A 14,838-nucleotide genomic window follows, 5' to 3' on the forward strand; every position below is an offset into this window, starting at 1 on the left:
GCGCGCTGCAAGCGACGCGGCGCAGCACCTTACTGCCCACTACCCTACTGTCCAGCACATCACGGCGCACCGTACCGCAAGGCAGCACCACCGCACGCAGAACAACGACCGAGACACGTACTTCACGGGATTCACCATGCAACTGCACGACCTTGAAACGCCCGCCCTGGTCCTTGACCGGACCAAAGTCGACCGCAACATTGCCCGCCTGCGTGACCGGCTGGCCGGCCTGGGCGTGACCTTGCGCCCGCACGTCAAGACCAACAAGTCCGCCGACGTGGCGCGCCGTATCGGCGAGCCGGGCACACCGATCACCGTCTCCACCCTGAAGGAAGCCGAGTACTTCCTGAACCACGGCTGGACCGACATCCTGTACGCGGTCGGCATCGCCGCGAACAAGTTCGCCCATGTGCAGCGCCTGGTGCAGCAGGGCGCGCGCATGACCGTCATCCTGGACAACGTGGCCAGCGCCCAGGCCCTGGCCGCCTTCTGCAAGGGCCAGGACCTGACCCTGCCGGTGCTGATCGAGATCGACTGCGACGGCCACCGATCGGGACTGGTGCCGACGGCGCCGGACCTGCTCGAGGTGGCGGCGCAATTGTCCCGTTCGAAGGACAACGGCGGTGCGTGGGTGGCCGGTGTGATGACGCACGCGGGCGCGTCCTACGACTGCGATTCGGTCCCGGCCATCGTGGCGATGGCTGAGCAGGAACGCGCGGGCGCGGTGCTCGCGGCGCAGCGCCTGCGTGACGCGGGCTATGCCGCGCCGGTGGTCAGCGTCGGCAGTTCGCCCACCGCGCATTTTGCCGAGGCGCTCGATGGCGTGACGGAAGTGCGTGCAGGCGTGTTCGTGTTTTTCGATCTGGTGATGAACGGCATCCAGGTCTGCACGATGGACGACATTGCCGTGTCGGTGCTGTGCACGGTGATCGGTCACCAGAAAGAGAAGGGCTGGATCATTACCGACGGCGGGTGGATGGCGCTGTCACGCGATCGCGGTACGGCAAAGCAGAAGGTCGATCAGGGCTACGGCGTGGTGTGCGATGCGGACGGCCAGCCAATGGCTGACCTGATCGTCGCGCAGGCCAATCAGGAGCACGGCGTGCTGGCGCATCGCAGCGGCGATCCCGCCAAAACACCGATGCTGCCGGTCGGCACCCTGCTGCGTATCCTGCCGAACCACGCCTGCGCCACCGCCGCGCAGCACCCGGCCTATCAGGTCGTGGCCGGTGGCCAGGAAGTCGAAGCCACCTGGCCGCGCTTCAGCGGCTGGTAGTCGCAATACGGCGCCCGCGCCTCACCGCGCCCCCGGCAACGGCAGCCGGCTCGAAAACTTCACTTCCCGCAGCGACAGGCTGGTGCGGATCGTTGCCACGTTCGGCAACGACCGCAGCACGGTGTCGATGAAGTCGCGTACCGAGTCCAGGTCTTCGGCCACCACGGTCATGACGAAGTCGGCCTCGCCGGTGACGCGGTGGCAGGTCAGCACTTCTTCCGAGTTTTCGACCAGCTTTTCCAGGCTGGCGAAGGCTTCCGCCGTGTGCGGCGAGAAGTTCAGGCTGATGAAAGCCAGTTCCCCCAATCCCAGTTTTCGGCGATCCAGCATGGCCTGGTAGCTCTGGATATAGCCCTCGCTTTCGAGCTTGCGCAGGCGGTGCCAGCAGGGCGTCTCGCTCAGCGCCACGCGCTGCGCCAGTTTGGCGTTGGACAGCCGTCCGTCGTCCTGCAAATGGCGCAAGATCTGGACATCCGTTTCGTCCAGGGTTTCAGATGGAGCGTTCTTTTTCATATCGAGCCGCAAGCAGGGGATTCTTCTGGCGATTATCGTTTTTCTCTATGAAAAAGCAAGGTTATTTCGGTGCATTTGCAAGATACTACTTGCAGAAGCACCACCTAAAACCAGGAGCGACTCATGGGTCGGCAGGAAGACAACAAGCAGAAAGTGGCGATCATCGGTTCGGGCAATATCGGCACCGACCTGATGATCAAGATCTTGCGGCACGGCAAGTATCTGGAGATGGGCGCGATGGTCGGGATCGATCCCGCGTCGGACGGCCTGGCTCGCGCCGAGCGCATGGGCGTGCCGATCACGGCAGGCGGCATCGATGGCCTGCTGGCCATGCCCAACTTCAGCGAGATCCGCATCGTGTTCGACGCGACCTCGGCCGGCGCCCACAAGCGCCACAATGAACTGCTGCAGGCCAAGGGCGTGCAGGTGATCGACCTGACGCCTGCGGCCATCGGCCCGTATGTGATCCCGGCGATCAACCTGGACGAGCACCTGGACGCGACCAACATCAACATGGTCACGTGCGGCGGCCAGGCCACGATCCCGATGGTGGCCGCGGTGTCGCGCGTCGCCAAGGTGCATTACGCCGAAATCATCGCGTCGATCGCCAGCAAGTCGGCCGGTCCGGGCACGCGCGCCAACATCGACGAGTTCACCGAGACCACGTCCAAGGCAATCGAAGTGATCGGCGGCGCCGCGCGCGGCAAGGCCATCATCGTGCTGAACCCGGCCGAGCCGCCGCTGATCATGCGCGACACCGTGTTTACCCTGTCGGAAGTCGCCAACCGCGCGGCGATCGAAGACAGCATTGCCCAGATGGCTGAAGCCGTGCAGCGCTACGTGCCGGGCTATCGCCTGAAGCAGCGTGTGCAGTTCGACGAATACGGCGCGGACAATCCGCTGAACGTGCCGGGCCTGGGCAAGCTGACCGGCCTGAAGACGTCCGTTTTCCTGGAAGTCGAAGGCGCCGCCCATTACCTGCCCGCGTATGCCGGCAACCTGGACATCATGACTTCGGCCGCGCTGGCGTGCGCCGAGCGGTTTGCGCAAACCCGCCTCGTGGCGCAGGCCTAAGGAACGACCATGACACCGAACAAGAAACTCTATATCTCTGACGTGACGTTGCGCGACGGCAGCCATGCCATCCGTCACCAGTACAGCATCCAGAACGTCAAGGACATCGCCAAGGCGCTGGACGAGGCCAAGGTCGACAGCATCGAAGTCGCGCACGGCGACGGCCTGTCGGGTTCAAGCTTCAACTACGGCTTTGGCGCCCATACCGATATCGAATGGATCGAAGCCGTGGCCGAGACGGTCACGCATGCCAAGGTGGCGACCTTGCTGCTGCCAGGCGTGGGTACCGTGCACGACCTGCGCCAGGCGTATGACGCCGGCGCGCGCATCGTGCGGGTCGCCACGCATTGCACCGAAGCCGACGTGTCCAGGCAGCACATCGGTTATGCCCGTGAACTGGGCATGGACACGGTGGGCTTCCTGATGATGAGCCACATGACCTCGGCCTCGGCCCTGGCCAAGCAGGCCAAGCTGATGGAAGACTATGGCGCGACCACCGTGTATGTGGTGGATTCGGGCGGCGCGTTGAACATGAACGACGTGCGGGACCGTTTCCGCGCCTTCAAGGATATCTTGAAGCCCGAAACCACGACCGGCATGCACGCCCACCACAACCTGAGCCTGGGCGTGGCGAACTCCATCGTCGCAGTGGAAGAAGGCTGCGACCGGATCGACGCCAGCCTGGCCGGCATGGGCGCGGGCGCAGGCAATGCGCCGCTGGAAGTGTTCATTGCCGCGGCTGAACGCATGGGCTGGAACCACGGCTGCGACCTGCTCAAGCTGATGGATGCCGCCGACGACATCGTGCGTCCGCTGCAGGACCGTCCGGTGCGGGTCGACCGCGAAACGCTGGCGCTCGGTTACGCCGGCGTGTATTCCAGCTTCCTGCGTCATGCCGAAGCGGCTGCGGCCAAGTACGACCTGAAGACGGTCGACATCCTGGTCGAGCTGGGCAAGCGCAAGATGGTGGGCGGCCAGGAAGACATGATCGTCGACGTGGCGCTGGACCTGCTCAAGAAATAAGCAGGCCTGGGCTGGCCTGGAGCCAGACGAACGAAAGGGCGGGTATCGCAAGATACCCGCCCTTTTTGATGGCCGCGGCGCCATGCCCCGTCCCGGGGCATGAGTGCGACCATTGCAACAGTGCAATGGCCGCGCGGCGGGGCTTACAGCGGCGTGGACGCCGGGGGCAGGCCGGTCGACGAGCCCGCCGACATGCCGGCGGACGCTGCAGGCGCCGATGCCGGCGATCCCGTCGCAGCCGGCGATTCCATCGCCGCCAGCCGGGCTTCCATCGCCTTGACCTGCAGTTCCAGCGCGTCGACCTTGATGCGGGTGCGCGCCAGCAGCTCGGTCTGGATGTCGAATTCCTCGCGCGTGACCAGGTCCAGCTTGCTGAATGCCTGGCCCATCATGCCTTTCACGTTGCGCTCGATATCGGCGGCGGGGCTACGGGCAATCAGGTCGGAAATGTTCTTTTGCAGGTCTTCAAACCATGCGGTGCGGTTGATCATAGTGCGTGTCCTTTATCGAGCTCCCTGGGCAGGAGTGTAGTCCGGCCATCGCACGGACGCTCGGACGGGTTGCAAGGGGGTGTGAACAGAGCGGCTGCATCGAGTTGGTGCGCGGCGCCGCCGAGCGCCCGGGAGCGCACCAATCTGGTACGGCGCGGACGCGCTTTTGGTGCGCGCACCCGGGGCTCAACCTGGCACGGGAAATGCTCTGTAACACCCGGAGGCTGTCCTGTTACGACGCCGTCGACAACCCTGACTCGGAACGCACTATGAAAAAAACATTGATCGCCGCCGCTCTGGCTTTGTGTGCTTCGTCTTCGGCCATGGCGCAGACCGCCGTTGTCGCGGCCACGCCTGACTACACATTCACCGGCAACGCCGGCCTGTTCAGTGACTACCGTTTCCGTGGCTTCAGCCAGACCAACATGCGTCCGGCCTTCCAGGGTGGCTTCGACTTCGCGCACAGCTCGGGCTTCTATCTGGGCAACTGGAACTCGAACGTCGCCAGCGAACTGTATTCCGGCGGCAACATCGAAATGGACTTCTACGGTGGCTATAAGTTCAAGACAGGTGATTTTTCGTGGGATGTCGGTACGCTGTACTACTACTACCCCGGCTCGAACCTGGGCGGCCATACCATCGACAACACGGAAATCTACGGCGCAGGCGGCTGGGGTCCCTTCACCCTCAAGTATTCGCACGGTGTCTCGAACTTCTTCGGCACGCCGGGCAGCAAGAACAACTTCTATCTCGACGCATCGGCCGTGTTCGACCTGGGCAACGGCTGGGGCGCGAACGCCCACGTCGGCTATCAGAAGTTGAAGAACGCAACCAAGTCGGACGGCAGCGAGATCAACGGCTACATCGACTACCGCGCCGGTGTGACCAAGGACCTGAATGGATGGCTCGTGGGCGCGTCGCTCGTCACCACCAGCAAAAAAGACTGGTACCAGACCACCAAGGGCAAGGACGCCGGCCGCCTCGGTCTGGTCGTCAACCTGACCAAAGCTTTTTGATCGTCCGTGCGGCGCGTTTGCCGCACTTCCTGAACCGTTTCCCGTGGGGATCGTATGAAACTCATTACCGCAATCATCAAGCCGTTCAAGCTTGACGAAGTCCGGGAGGCCCTGTCCGCGATCGGCGTGCAAGGCATCACCGTGACTGAAATTAAGGGTTTTGGCCGTCAGAAAGGTCATACCGAGCTCTATCGCGGCGCTGAATACGTCGTCGACTTCCTGCCCAAGGTGAAAGTGGAAATCGCGCTTTCCGACGAGCTGGTGGAAAGCGCGCTGGAAGCCATCGAAAGTTCTGCCCGCACCGGCAAGATCGGCGACGGCAAGATCTTCGTGTTCCCGCTGGAGCAGGTCATTCGAATTCGTACCGGCGAAACCGGCAAAGACGCGCTTTGATAGGACCAAGGGATTTTTAAAATGAGAAAACATCTGGCAGTAGTGCTGGGCTTGCTTTCGCTGGGGGCCTTCATGTATGGCGCACCCGCGTTGGCAGCGCCTACCGTGAACAAGGCCGACGTCGCCTGGATGAGCGTCTCGACGCTGCTCGTCCTGATGATGGCGGTGCCTGGCCTGGCACTGTTCTACGGTGGTCTGGTCCGCAGCAAGAACATGTTGTCCGTCCTGATGCAGGTGCTGGTCACGTTCTCGCTGATCGTCGTGCTGTGGTTCATCTATGGCTATTCGCTGGCCTTTACCGAAGGCAATGCGTTCTTTGGCGGGCTCGATCGCCTGTTCCTGAAGGGCGTGTTCGACAACGTCGCGGGTACGTTCTCGAATGGCGCCACGTTCACCAAGGACGTCGCGATTCCTGAAATCACCTTCATCGCCTTCCAGGCCACGTTCGCGGGCATTACCTGCGCGCTGATCGTCGGCTCGTTCGCGGAACGCGCCAAGTTCTCGGCCGTGCTGCTGTTCATGGTGATCTGGTTCACGTTCGCGTACATCCCGATTGCCCACATGGTCTGGTTCTGGCCCGGCCCGGATGCGTACACCGACGCGTCCAAGGTCGATGCACTGAACGCCACCGCCGGTCTGATCTGGCAGTGGGGCGCCCTGGACTTCGCGGGCGGCACCGTGGTGCACATCAACGCAGGCGTGGCCGGTCTGGTCGGCGCCTACGTGATCGGCAAGCGTCTGGGTTATGGCCGCGAAGCCATGCAGCCGCACAACCTGCCAATGACCATGATCGGCGCGTCCCTGCTGTGGGTGGGCTGGTTCGGTTTCAACGCCGGGTCGGCACTCGAAGCCAACAACTCGGCTGCGCTGGCCTTCATCAACACGTTCTCGGCAACCGCCGCGGCCGTGGTGCTGTGGACGCTGACCGAATGGGCCGTCAAGGGCAAGCCTTCCATGCTGGGCGCGGCATCCGGCGCGGTGGCCGGCCTGGTGGCGATCACCCCGGCGGCCGGCAACGTCGGCCTGGTCGGTGCAATGGTCATCGGCGCACTGTCGGGCGTGGTCTGCTTCTGGGGTGTGACGGGTCTGAAGAAAATACTGAAGGTCGACGACTCGCTGGATGTGTTCGGCGTGCACGGCGTGGGCGGCATACTGGGCGCACTCCTGACTGGCGTGTTCAACGCCCAGTCGCTGGGTGGTCCTGGCCTGGTCACTGACTGGGTCGCCGGCACCGTCGGTTCGAACCCGATCCTGACGCAGTTGTGGATCCAGGCCAAGGGAGTCGGCATCACGATCGTCTGGTCGGCTGTCGTTGCCTTCATCGCCTACAAGCTGGTGGATGCCCTGATCGGCCTGCGCGTGTCGGAAGAAGACGAACGCGAAGGTCTGGACATCACGACGCACGGCGAAACCGCCTACCACTCGTAATACCTGCGTTCTGCCGTATCGGCCCCGGCCAGCATCTTGCTGACCGGGGCTTTTTATTTGCCTGTCGGAATTGGATAGGCGATTCGAGAAAATTCCGCTCGAAACCCGGCCTATGCTGATACGCATGCGCACACGCGCCCGAGTGCGTACACGACCGAAGGGAAGGCAGAGCAAGCATGTTGAGTCACGAGCGTCGCGGGACCGGTCCCGCAGTGGTATTCATCGCAGGGCTGGGCGGCCTGGGGAAATTCTGGACGCCGGTCATGGACCGGTTGCAAAGCGCTTTCACGGTCGTGACACTGGACCACCCGGGCAGCGGGGGCAGCGCGCGGCGCGGCCCGCAGACCATTCCCGACCTGACCGACGCGGTGCTTGAAGTGACAGCGTCGCTGGGCATCGAACGCTTCAGCGTGGTAGGCCATTCGACTGGCGGGCTGGTGGCGCAGACCCTTGCGCTGGACCATGCCCTTGCCCTGGACCGGCTGGTGCTGAGCTCGACCTGGGCCGCCGCGGACCGCCGCTTTCGCGACCTGTTCGAAATACGCCGCCGCATTCTGATCGGGTCCGGCCTGGGCCTGTACAAGGCGCACGGCGCCTTGCTCGCCTACCCGGCGCAACTGTATGACCGCTACGCCACGCCCTTGCCGCCGCACGGCCCCGGCCCGAGCGGCGATGACCGGATCGAGGTCGGGGTGACCGCGGAACGTATCGACATGCTGGTCTCGTATTCGCGGGCCGACGACCTGCACCGGATCACGACGCCCACCCTGGTGCTGGGCGCGATGGACGATCAGATCGTGCCGTTTCACCATGCCGAGCAACTTGCGCAAGCCATTCCAGGCGCCGAATTGACCGCCCTGAGCGGCGGGCATTTCCCGCCGACGACGCAGCCCGAGATCTACACCTCGCGCTTGCGCGCCTTTCTGGACGCCCCGGCGCCTTCCGCTTTCCCCATCCCTTCCTGAGATCGAGATCATGTCCCCACTTCGCCTTCTACCCCTGCTTGCCGGACTGACCGCGGCCGCGCTGATGCAGACCGCCGTTGCCGCTGACGCCTATCCCGCCAAGCCCATCACCATGATCGTGCCGTTCGCGGCGGGCGGGCCGACCGATGCGGTTGCGCGGTCGCTGGCCGAAGCGATGCGTGCGACGCTGGGCCAGACCGTGGTGGCCGAGAATGTGGGCGGCGCGGGCGCAACGATCGGTGCAGCCCGTGTCGCGGCCGCGCCGGCCGACGGCTACACGCTGCTGCTGGGCCATGTCGGACTGACGACGGCGCCGGCGCTGTACGCCAAGTTGCGCTTTGACCCGGTCAAGGACTTTGCGCCGATCGGACTGGTAGCCGACCTGCCGATGCTGCTGCTCGCGCGCCAGGACTTTCCTGCATCGAACTTCCAGGAGTTCGCGCAGTATGCACGCAAGCAACCCGGCGGCATCACGATCGCCAACGCAGGCGTCGGGTCGGCATCGCATCTGTGCTCGGTCCTGCTCATGAATGCGATTGGCGCCGAATACCAGCCCGTGCCGTACAAAGGCATTGCCCCGGGCATGACCGACGTGCTGGGCAAACGGATCGACGCCATGTGCGTCTCGGGCTACACCCCTGGCCTGGCGGTCAAGACATTCGCCGTCACGACCAAGGTGCGTCTGGCGGAAATCCCCGACGTGCCGACCATGCAGGAGTCCGGCCTGAAGGACTTCGAGATGGGTATCTGGCACGCCTTGTGGGCGCCCAAGGGCACGCCGCAACCCGTGATCGACAAGCTGGCTGCCGCCGTCCAGGCGGCGCAGGCCGACCCGGCGTTTCGCAAGCGCATGAAGGACTTGGGCACGGTGGTGATGGATGGCCAGGGCAACCCCGAAGCCTTGCGAGCCCGGGTGGTGCGCGACACCGCCCAGTGGAAGGAACTGCTGCAGAAGGCCGGCGTGAAGCCCGAGTAACCGAGTCAGGGCGGCAGGAACTGCGCGCGGGATAATGGCGCATGGACTCCACCGATGACATGCAGCTGTTCGTGACCGTGGCCGACCGCGGCAGCTTTGCCGCGGCCGCGGCCGTGCACCACCTGACGCCGTCGGCCATCGGCAAACGCATCACGCAACTGGAAGCGCGCCTGAACGTCACCCTGATAGAGCGCACCACCCGCAAGCTGCTGATCACGCCCGAAGGCCGTCATTACCTGGACCGCGCGCGGGTGCTGCTGCACGATCTGCGCGCGCTGGAACATGGCGTGCGGCACCTGTCGAACGCGCCCGAAGGCGAGGTCAGCCTGAGCTGCCATGCCGGCATTGCCGAACGCTTCATTCTGCCGATGCTGCCCGACTTCCTGACGCGGCATCCGAAGGTGCACGTGAAGATGATGCTGGGGGATCATGTCGAGACGGCCGAGTCCGATGGCGCGGATGTCATCATCCGCGCGGCCGGCGCGCCGCTGCCCAACTACATCAGCCGCAAGCTGGGCGACAATCCGTGGGTGCTCTGCGCGACCGCGGGCTACCTGGACACGCACGGCACGCCTGCCCATCCGCGCGACCTGACCCGGCACAACTGCCTGAGCGTCGGCCCGTCGGGCGCGACCCGCGACAAATGGCTGTTCGAGGTGGATGGCAAGATCGAGCCGATCGCCGTTGCCGGCAATTTTGGCGGCTTCGCGAACGCCGTGTATGCCATCACCCGCGCGGGCGTGGGCATTGGCCGGCTGCCCGACTTCCTGGTGCGCGACGACCTGGCCAGCGGCGCCCTGCGGCGGGTGCTGCCGCGGCACATGGTGGCTGATCCACGTGCCGTGTATCTGTTCTACCGCAGCGTCGATCCAACGCCGTCGCGCCTGCACATGCTGGTCGAATACCTGGGCCAGCACCTGACCCGCAAGCTGGAAAAGCCCTAGACCCACGGTCTTGACTGACCTGTGTACGAAGGCTGTATACACGAGCCCATTCGCTGAGCGTTTTCCCTAGCATCGCGCCAAATTCGTTGCGCGCCTCAGCGCAGCCTGTATACAGTCTCGGTTCATAACACGCAGCCGGTCCGAGACAACCATGGCGCATCCCCTAGCCTGTACGTGCGGTCGCTCGCGCACGCGCCTTTGCCACCCCGGCATGCAGGGCGCCGCATGATGCCGCGTTCCCTTGCCGACCTGCGCGGCGCCGACGCCACGCCCAAGGCGGGCGGCACGCAGACGACCGCCGCCGAATTGCGGCTGCGCGACCTGATACTGTCCGGTGAACTCGGGCCCGGCATGCGCCTGTCCGAACCCAGCCTGGCCGAGCGCCTTGCCATATCCCGCACTCCCATCCGTGCTGCCATGGCCCGTCTTGAGGACGAAGGCCTGCTCGAAGTCATTCCCTCGGGCGGCTACGCCGTGCGCGCCTTTACCGAAGACGAGATCCGCGATGCGATCGAAGTGCGTGGCACGCTGGAAGGCCTGTCGGTACGGATGGCGGCCGAGCGCGGCGTGTCGCCCGGCGACCTGTCGGCCATGCGCGACTGCCTGACCGAAATCGACGCCGTGCTGAGCCATGCCGACAAGAGCGTCGACAGCCTGTCGAGCTATGTCGAGCTCAACCGCCAGTTCCATCGGATGCTGATGCACCTGCCGGGCAGCGCCGTGATCGCGCGGCAGATCAGCCGTGCCAGCAGCCTGCCGTTTGCGTCGCCCAATGGCTTTTTGCTGGCGCAGGCCAGCGACGCCGAAGCCTGGCGCACCTTGACGGTCGCGCAGGACCAGCACTGGATGGTGCTGGCCGCGATCGAAGGCCGCGAAGGCGCGCGGGCCGAAGCGCTGATGCGCGAACACGCCCGCATCGCGCTGCGCAACATGCAGGCGGTGCTGCGCAACCAGCAGGCGCTGGACCAGATTCCCGGCGCGCGGCTGATCCGGACCCCCATCCGGCGATGACCGCATGCTCACCCCAACCGCTTCTGTAGTGAAACACCATGCTTACGATACTTTTTGACGGCATTGCCTACGGCATGTTGCTGTTCGTGCTGGCCTGCGGGTTGGCCGTCACGATGGGGCTGATGAACTTCATCAACCTGGCGCACGGCGCCTTCGCGATGGCGGGCGGCTATGTGACCGTTCTGCTCATGTCGCGATTCGGCGTGCCCTTCCTGCTATGCCTGCCGATTGCGTTCATCGTGTCGGCGCTGCTCGGTGCGGTGCTCGAACGCGCCCTGTACCGGCGCGTGTATCGGCAGCCGCATTTGAACCAGGTGCTGTTTTCCATCGGCCTGACCTTCATGGCCATGGCCGCGGTCGACTACTTCCTGGGCTCGCAGCAGCAGTTCCTGCAGCTGCCCGAATGGCTCAGCGGCCGGTCTGAAATCGGCGGCGTGGGCATCGGCCACTACCGGCTGTTCGTGATCGTGATCTGCGTGGCGCTGGTGATCGCGCTGCAGCTGATCCTGACCAAGACGCGCTTTGGCAGCCGCCTGCGCGCCGCCGTGGACGACCCGCGCGCGGCCAGCGGGCTGGGCATCAACATCAACCTGGTGTTCCTGTCGACCTTTGCCTTCGGTTCCGGTCTGGCCGGACTGGGCGGGGCATTGGGCGCCGACCTGCTGGGGCTTGATCCCACATTCCCGATCAAGTTCATGATCTATTTCCTGGTCGTCGTCGCCGTGGGCGGAACGACAACCATTACCGGACCGCTGCTGGCGTCGCTGCTGCTGGGCATCGCCGACGTGGCCGGCAAGTACTACATCCCCACCATGGGAGCATTCATCATCTACTGCGTCATGATCGTCGCCCTGATGTGGCGACCCCAGGGCTTCTTTGCACGTGGGGGCTCGAAATGAACCGTCCCCTCGATTCCACTGCGACGACCCCTGCGGTCACTCCCGTCGCCACCCCCGTCGCCATCAACACCGCGGGCGCCAGGCCGCTTGCCGACACCACCGCCATCCGTTCGATCGGCGCGCGCTGGTCACGCCTGCGTCCGCTCGAAGTGCTGTTCTGGGTCGTTGCGTTTGCCGCGGCCTTCGTGCTGCCACGCGGCTTTCTGCTGCTCAATGAACTGACCATTCTGGCGCTGTTCGCGGTGTCGCTCGACCTGATCCTGGGGTACGCGGGCATCGTGTCCTTGGGCCACGCCGCCTTCTTCGGATTGGGCGCCTATTCGGCCGCCTTGCTCGCCAAGCACTTCGGCATCGACCCAGTGCTGGGCCTGCTGGCCGCGGCCGGACTGAGCGCCGTGCTGGGCCTAGTCAGCAGCGTGCTGGTCATGCGCGGCACCGACCTGACCCGGCTCATGGTGACCTTGGGCGTCGCGCTGATCATGTATGAAGTCGCGAACAAACTGGACTGGCTGACCGGCGGCGCCGACGGCCTGACGGGCGTCACCATGGTGCCGTTGTTCGGCACCTTCGAGTTCGACCTGTTCGGCCGCACCGCCTACCTGTACTCGTTGACGGTATTGGCGATCCTGTTCTTCCTGGCGCGGTTCATCATCAAGTCGCCCTTTGGCATGTCCTTGCAGGTGGTGCGGCAGAACCCGCTGCGCGCAGCCGCAATGGGTGTCAACGTCAACCGTCGCCGTGCCGCGATCTATACCCTGGCCGGCGCCTATGCGGGGGTGGCCGGCGCCTTGCTGGCGCAGACGACGGGCTTTGCGTCGCTCGACGTGCTGGACTTTCACCGGTCCGCCGACGTGCTGCTGATGCTGGTGATCGGCGGCGCGGGCTACCTGTATGGCGGCATTATCGGCGCCATCGTGTTCAAGCTCATGCAGGACTGGCTGTCCGGCATCACCCCTCAATACTGGCAGTTCTGGATCGGCATGCTGCTGGTCATCATCGTCGTGGTCGGCCACGACCGCCTGGTCCGTCCGTGGACCTGGTTCAAGCGCAGCGGCGGGAGCACATCGTCATGAGCATCGTTCTTCAAACCTTCAACCTGACCCGGCGCTTTGGCGGGCTGGTGGCGACCAATGACGTGTCATTGACCGTGGAACGCGGCGCGCGCCAGGCCCTGATCGGCCCCAACGGCGCAGGCAAGACCACCCTCATCAACCTGCTGACCGGCGTGATTCCGCCCAGCAGCGGCCGCATCGAACTGGAAGGCGAAGACATTACCGCGCTGCCGGTGCATGCGCGCGCAGGCCGCGGCCTGGTCCGCACTTTCCAGATCAACCAGCTGTTCCCGGAGATGACCCCGGCCGAAGCGCTTGCGGTGGCGATTTCGGAACGGCAGCGCATCGGGTCGTCGTGGTTCCGCGCCCTGGGCCGTCGCGGCGAAATCATGGACGAGTGCGGCGCGTGGCTCGAGCAATGCAACCTGACGGACGTCATGGATCGCCGCACCAGCGTGCTGCCCTACGGCAAGCAGCGCCTGCTGGAAATCGCGCTGGCGCTGGCCGCCAAGCCGCGCGTCCTGCTGCTGGACGAGCCTGTGGCCGGGGTGCCCGATGGCGAACGCCGCGAGATCCTGGACACGGTTGCGGCATTGCCCGACGACGTCACCATCCTGCTGATCGAACACGACATGGACCTGGTGTTCAGCTTTGCCAACCGCATCTCGGTGCTGGTCAACGGCGCCGTGTTTGCCGAAGGCAGCAATGCCGACATCGCCCGCGATCCGCGGGTCAAGGCCGTGTATCTCGGCGAAGAACTGGCAGGGAGCGCATATGCCTGAGTTGTTGAAAGTGTCCGGCCTGGTGGCCGGCTATGGCGAGGCAAAAGTGCTGGCCGGTATCGACGTCACCCTGGGCCAGGGCCAGGCGCTGGCCCTGCTGGGCCGCAACGGCACCGGCAAGACCACCTTGATCAACACCCTCGTCGGCCATACGCGCCGCTTCGCGGGCAGCATTACGTTGAACGGCAAGGAACTGACCAAGCTGCGGCCCGACCAGCGCGCCCTGGCTGGCATCGGCTGGGTCCCGCAGGAACGCAACATTTTCAAATCCCTGACCGTGGAAGAGAACCTCACGGCCGTCGCCGTTCCCGGCCCATGGACCGTGCAGCGCATCTATCAGATGTTTCCACGATTGCAGGAACGCAAGGCCAACCTGGGGAACCAGCTGTCGGGCGGTGAACAGCAGATGCTGGCCATCGGGCGCGCGCTCATGCTCAATCCACAGGTATTGCTGCTGGACGAACCGCTGGAAGGCCTGGCGCCCATCATCGTGCAGGAACTGCTGGCCGTGCTGCAGCAGATCATTCGCGACGAAGGCATGTCGGTGATCCTGGTCGAACAGAACGCCCGCAAGGCGCTCGGCATCACGCACGATGCGATCGTGCTGGAGCGCGGCAGCGTCGTGCACGCCGCGCCGGCCCGTACATTGCTCGATGACCCGGGCCTGCTCGACGGCCTGCTGGGGGTGGCGCGGCACTGACGGCACGGGTCGGCCGCGTCATGTGATCCCGTGTGATGCGGCGGGCCGGATCGCCGGGCGGGTCGCAGGCAGGCGTCCGACAACGTTCCGGGCTCATCACTGGGACTTTCCCGGACCGTGTCGCAAAAAGGCTGCATTCCTTCGCGGGTGCAGCCTTTTTTGCGCCTGGACGTCCCAGTCGGTGGGGTAGCAGGACGCCATTGGGACGAGAGTGGGACGACTGTGGGACGTTCACTTGCGACGATATGTTTCAGCTTTCGAGCTGTTCGTGGAGTGTGGCGTTCCCGCTCTTGCG

16 protein-coding genes are annotated in these 14,838 nt (G+C 64.8%); 14 read left to right on the forward strand and 2 right to left on the reverse strand.

The window, feature by feature from the left end; genetic code table 11:
- The first annotated feature begins 136 nt into the window (after positions 1-136).
- Entirely contained in the window at positions 137-1,276 is a 1,140-nt protein-coding gene (locus IE116_RS17905; RefSeq protein WP_189614262.1) for a DSD1 family PLP-dependent enzyme, read from the forward strand.
- 21 nt (positions 1,277-1,297) lie between these two features.
- Here IE116_RS17905 and IE116_RS17910 read toward each other — a convergent pair whose 3' ends face one another.
- Positions 1,298-1,789: an Lrp/AsnC family transcriptional regulator gene (locus IE116_RS17910; RefSeq protein WP_189614263.1), complete on the reverse strand. Its 492-nt coding sequence runs from the start codon at positions 1,787-1,789 to the stop codon at positions 1,298-1,300.
- Between the two features lie 123 nt (positions 1,790-1,912).
- Here IE116_RS17910 and IE116_RS17915 point away from each other — a divergent pair, with 123 nt between their 5' ends.
- Positions 1,913-2,863, forward strand: coding sequence for an acetaldehyde dehydrogenase (acetylating) (locus tag IE116_RS17915; protein WP_189614264.1), 951 nt, complete (start codon positions 1,913-1,915; stop codon positions 2,861-2,863).
- A 9-nt stretch (positions 2,864-2,872) separates the two neighbouring features.
- A complete protein-coding gene (gene dmpG, locus IE116_RS17920) occupies positions 2,873-3,886 on the forward strand; it encodes a 4-hydroxy-2-oxovalerate aldolase (protein ID WP_189614265.1) in 1,014 nt (337 codons plus the stop codon).
- A gap of 143 nt (positions 3,887-4,029) precedes the next feature.
- Here the strand turns inward: dmpG and IE116_RS17925 are convergent, their stop codons facing one another.
- Positions 4,030-4,374: an accessory factor UbiK family protein gene (locus IE116_RS17925; protein WP_373303050.1), complete on the reverse strand. Its 345-nt coding sequence runs from the start codon at positions 4,372-4,374 to the stop codon at positions 4,030-4,032.
- A 272-nt stretch (positions 4,375-4,646) separates the two neighbouring features.
- Between IE116_RS17925 and IE116_RS17930 the strand changes: the two genes are divergently transcribed.
- The 11 genes from IE116_RS17930 to IE116_RS17980 all read left to right on the forward strand — a co-directional run bounded on the left by IE116_RS17930 (position 4,647) and on the right by IE116_RS17980 (position 14,543).
- Complete coding sequence (locus tag IE116_RS17930) at positions 4,647-5,393, forward strand: TorF family putative porin (protein ID WP_189614267.1); 747 nt, start codon at positions 4,647-4,649, stop codon at positions 5,391-5,393.
- 54 nt (positions 5,394-5,447) lie between these two features.
- Positions 5,448-5,786 (forward strand): P-II family nitrogen regulator, encoded by a 339-nt coding sequence (locus tag IE116_RS17935; RefSeq protein WP_179582367.1) that lies wholly within the window; start codon positions 5,448-5,450, stop codon positions 5,784-5,786.
- Between the two features lie 21 nt (positions 5,787-5,807).
- Positions 5,808-7,214, forward strand: coding sequence for an ammonium transporter (locus tag IE116_RS17940; RefSeq protein WP_189614268.1), 1,407 nt, complete (start codon positions 5,808-5,810; stop codon positions 7,212-7,214).
- Positions 7,215-7,390: 176 nt separating this feature from the next.
- Positions 7,391-8,179, forward strand: a complete 789-nt coding sequence (locus tag IE116_RS17945) for an alpha/beta fold hydrolase (RefSeq protein ID WP_189614269.1) — start codon at positions 7,391-7,393, stop codon at positions 8,177-8,179.
- Positions 8,180-8,189: 10 nt separating this feature from the next.
- Positions 8,190-9,155: a tripartite tricarboxylate transporter substrate-binding protein gene (locus IE116_RS17950; RefSeq protein ID WP_189614270.1), complete on the forward strand. Its 966-nt coding sequence runs from the start codon at positions 8,190-8,192 to the stop codon at positions 9,153-9,155.
- A 41-nt stretch (positions 9,156-9,196) separates the two neighbouring features.
- Positions 9,197-10,099 carry a LysR family transcriptional regulator gene (locus IE116_RS17955; protein ID WP_189614271.1) on the forward strand — a complete coding sequence of 301 codons (903 nt, stop codon included), beginning with the start codon at positions 9,197-9,199 and terminating at the stop codon, positions 10,097-10,099.
- Positions 10,100-10,324: 225 nt separating this feature from the next.
- Positions 10,325-11,110 (forward strand): GntR family transcriptional regulator, encoded by a 786-nt coding sequence (locus IE116_RS17960; protein ID WP_229828278.1) that lies wholly within the window; start codon positions 10,325-10,327, stop codon positions 11,108-11,110.
- A 38-nt stretch (positions 11,111-11,148) separates the two neighbouring features.
- Positions 11,149-12,009: a branched-chain amino acid ABC transporter permease gene (locus IE116_RS17965; protein WP_189614272.1), complete on the forward strand. Its 861-nt coding sequence runs from the start codon at positions 11,149-11,151 to the stop codon at positions 12,007-12,009.
- Positions 12,006-13,082 (forward strand): branched-chain amino acid ABC transporter permease, encoded by a 1,077-nt coding sequence (locus IE116_RS17970; RefSeq protein ID WP_189614273.1) that lies wholly within the window; start codon positions 12,006-12,008, stop codon positions 13,080-13,082. The genes IE116_RS17965 and IE116_RS17970 overlap by 4 nt, the downstream gene beginning before the upstream one ends.
- A complete protein-coding gene (locus tag IE116_RS17975; protein ID WP_179582345.1) occupies positions 13,079-13,843 on the forward strand; it encodes an ABC transporter ATP-binding protein in 765 nt (254 codons plus the stop codon). Before IE116_RS17970 ends, IE116_RS17975 begins: the two co-directional genes overlap by 4 nt.
- Entirely contained in the window at positions 13,836-14,543 is a 708-nt protein-coding gene (locus IE116_RS17980; protein WP_189614274.1) for an ABC transporter ATP-binding protein, read from the forward strand. The genes IE116_RS17975 and IE116_RS17980 overlap by 8 nt, the downstream gene beginning before the upstream one ends.
- Positions 14,544-14,838: the final 295 nt, after the last annotated feature.

The organism is Pigmentiphaga litoralis, assembly GCF_014651835.1.
Classification (GTDB): Bacteria; Pseudomonadota; Gammaproteobacteria; order Burkholderiales; family Burkholderiaceae_B; genus Pigmentiphaga; species Pigmentiphaga litoralis.

Bases quoted from the DNA above. Each gene is read 5' to 3' on its own strand.
- IE116_RS17970 (WP_189614273.1), top strand. From the start codon at position 12,006: ATGAACCGTCCCCTCGATTCCACTGCGACGACCCCTGCGGTCACTCCC.
- dmpG (WP_189614265.1), top strand. From the start codon at position 2,873: ATGACACCGAACAAGAAACTCTATATCTCTGACGTGACGTTGCGCGAC.
- IE116_RS17945 (WP_189614269.1), top strand. From the start codon at position 7,391: ATGTTGAGTCACGAGCGTCGCGGGACCGGTCCCGCAGTGGTATTCATC.
- IE116_RS17950 (WP_189614270.1), top strand. From the start codon at position 8,190: ATGTCCCCACTTCGCCTTCTACCCCTGCTTGCCGGACTGACCGCGGCC.
- IE116_RS17955 (WP_189614271.1), top strand. From the start codon at position 9,197: ATGGACTCCACCGATGACATGCAGCTGTTCGTGACCGTGGCCGACCGC.
- IE116_RS17940 (WP_189614268.1), top strand. From the start codon at position 5,808: ATGAGAAAACATCTGGCAGTAGTGCTGGGCTTGCTTTCGCTGGGGGCC.
- IE116_RS17975 (WP_179582345.1), top strand. From the start codon at position 13,079: ATGAGCATCGTTCTTCAAACCTTCAACCTGACCCGGCGCTTTGGCGGG.
- IE116_RS17935 (WP_179582367.1), top strand. From the start codon at position 5,448: ATGAAACTCATTACCGCAATCATCAAGCCGTTCAAGCTTGACGAAGTC.
- IE116_RS17915 (WP_189614264.1), top strand. From the start codon at position 1,913: ATGGGTCGGCAGGAAGACAACAAGCAGAAAGTGGCGATCATCGGTTCG.
- IE116_RS17965 (WP_189614272.1), top strand. From the start codon at position 11,149: ATGCTTACGATACTTTTTGACGGCATTGCCTACGGCATGTTGCTGTTC.
- IE116_RS17905 (WP_189614262.1), top strand. From the start codon at position 137: ATGCAACTGCACGACCTTGAAACGCCCGCCCTGGTCCTTGACCGGACC.
- IE116_RS17930 (WP_189614267.1), top strand. From the start codon at position 4,647: ATGAAAAAAACATTGATCGCCGCCGCTCTGGCTTTGTGTGCTTCGTCT.
- IE116_RS17960 (WP_229828278.1), top strand. From the start codon at position 10,325: ATGATGCCGCGTTCCCTTGCCGACCTGCGCGGCGCCGACGCCACGCCC.
- IE116_RS17980 (WP_189614274.1), top strand. From the start codon at position 13,836: ATGCCTGAGTTGTTGAAAGTGTCCGGCCTGGTGGCCGGCTATGGCGAG.
- IE116_RS17910 (WP_189614263.1), bottom strand. From the start codon at position 1,789: ATGAAAAAGAACGCTCCATCTGAAACCCTGGACGAAACGGATGTCCAG.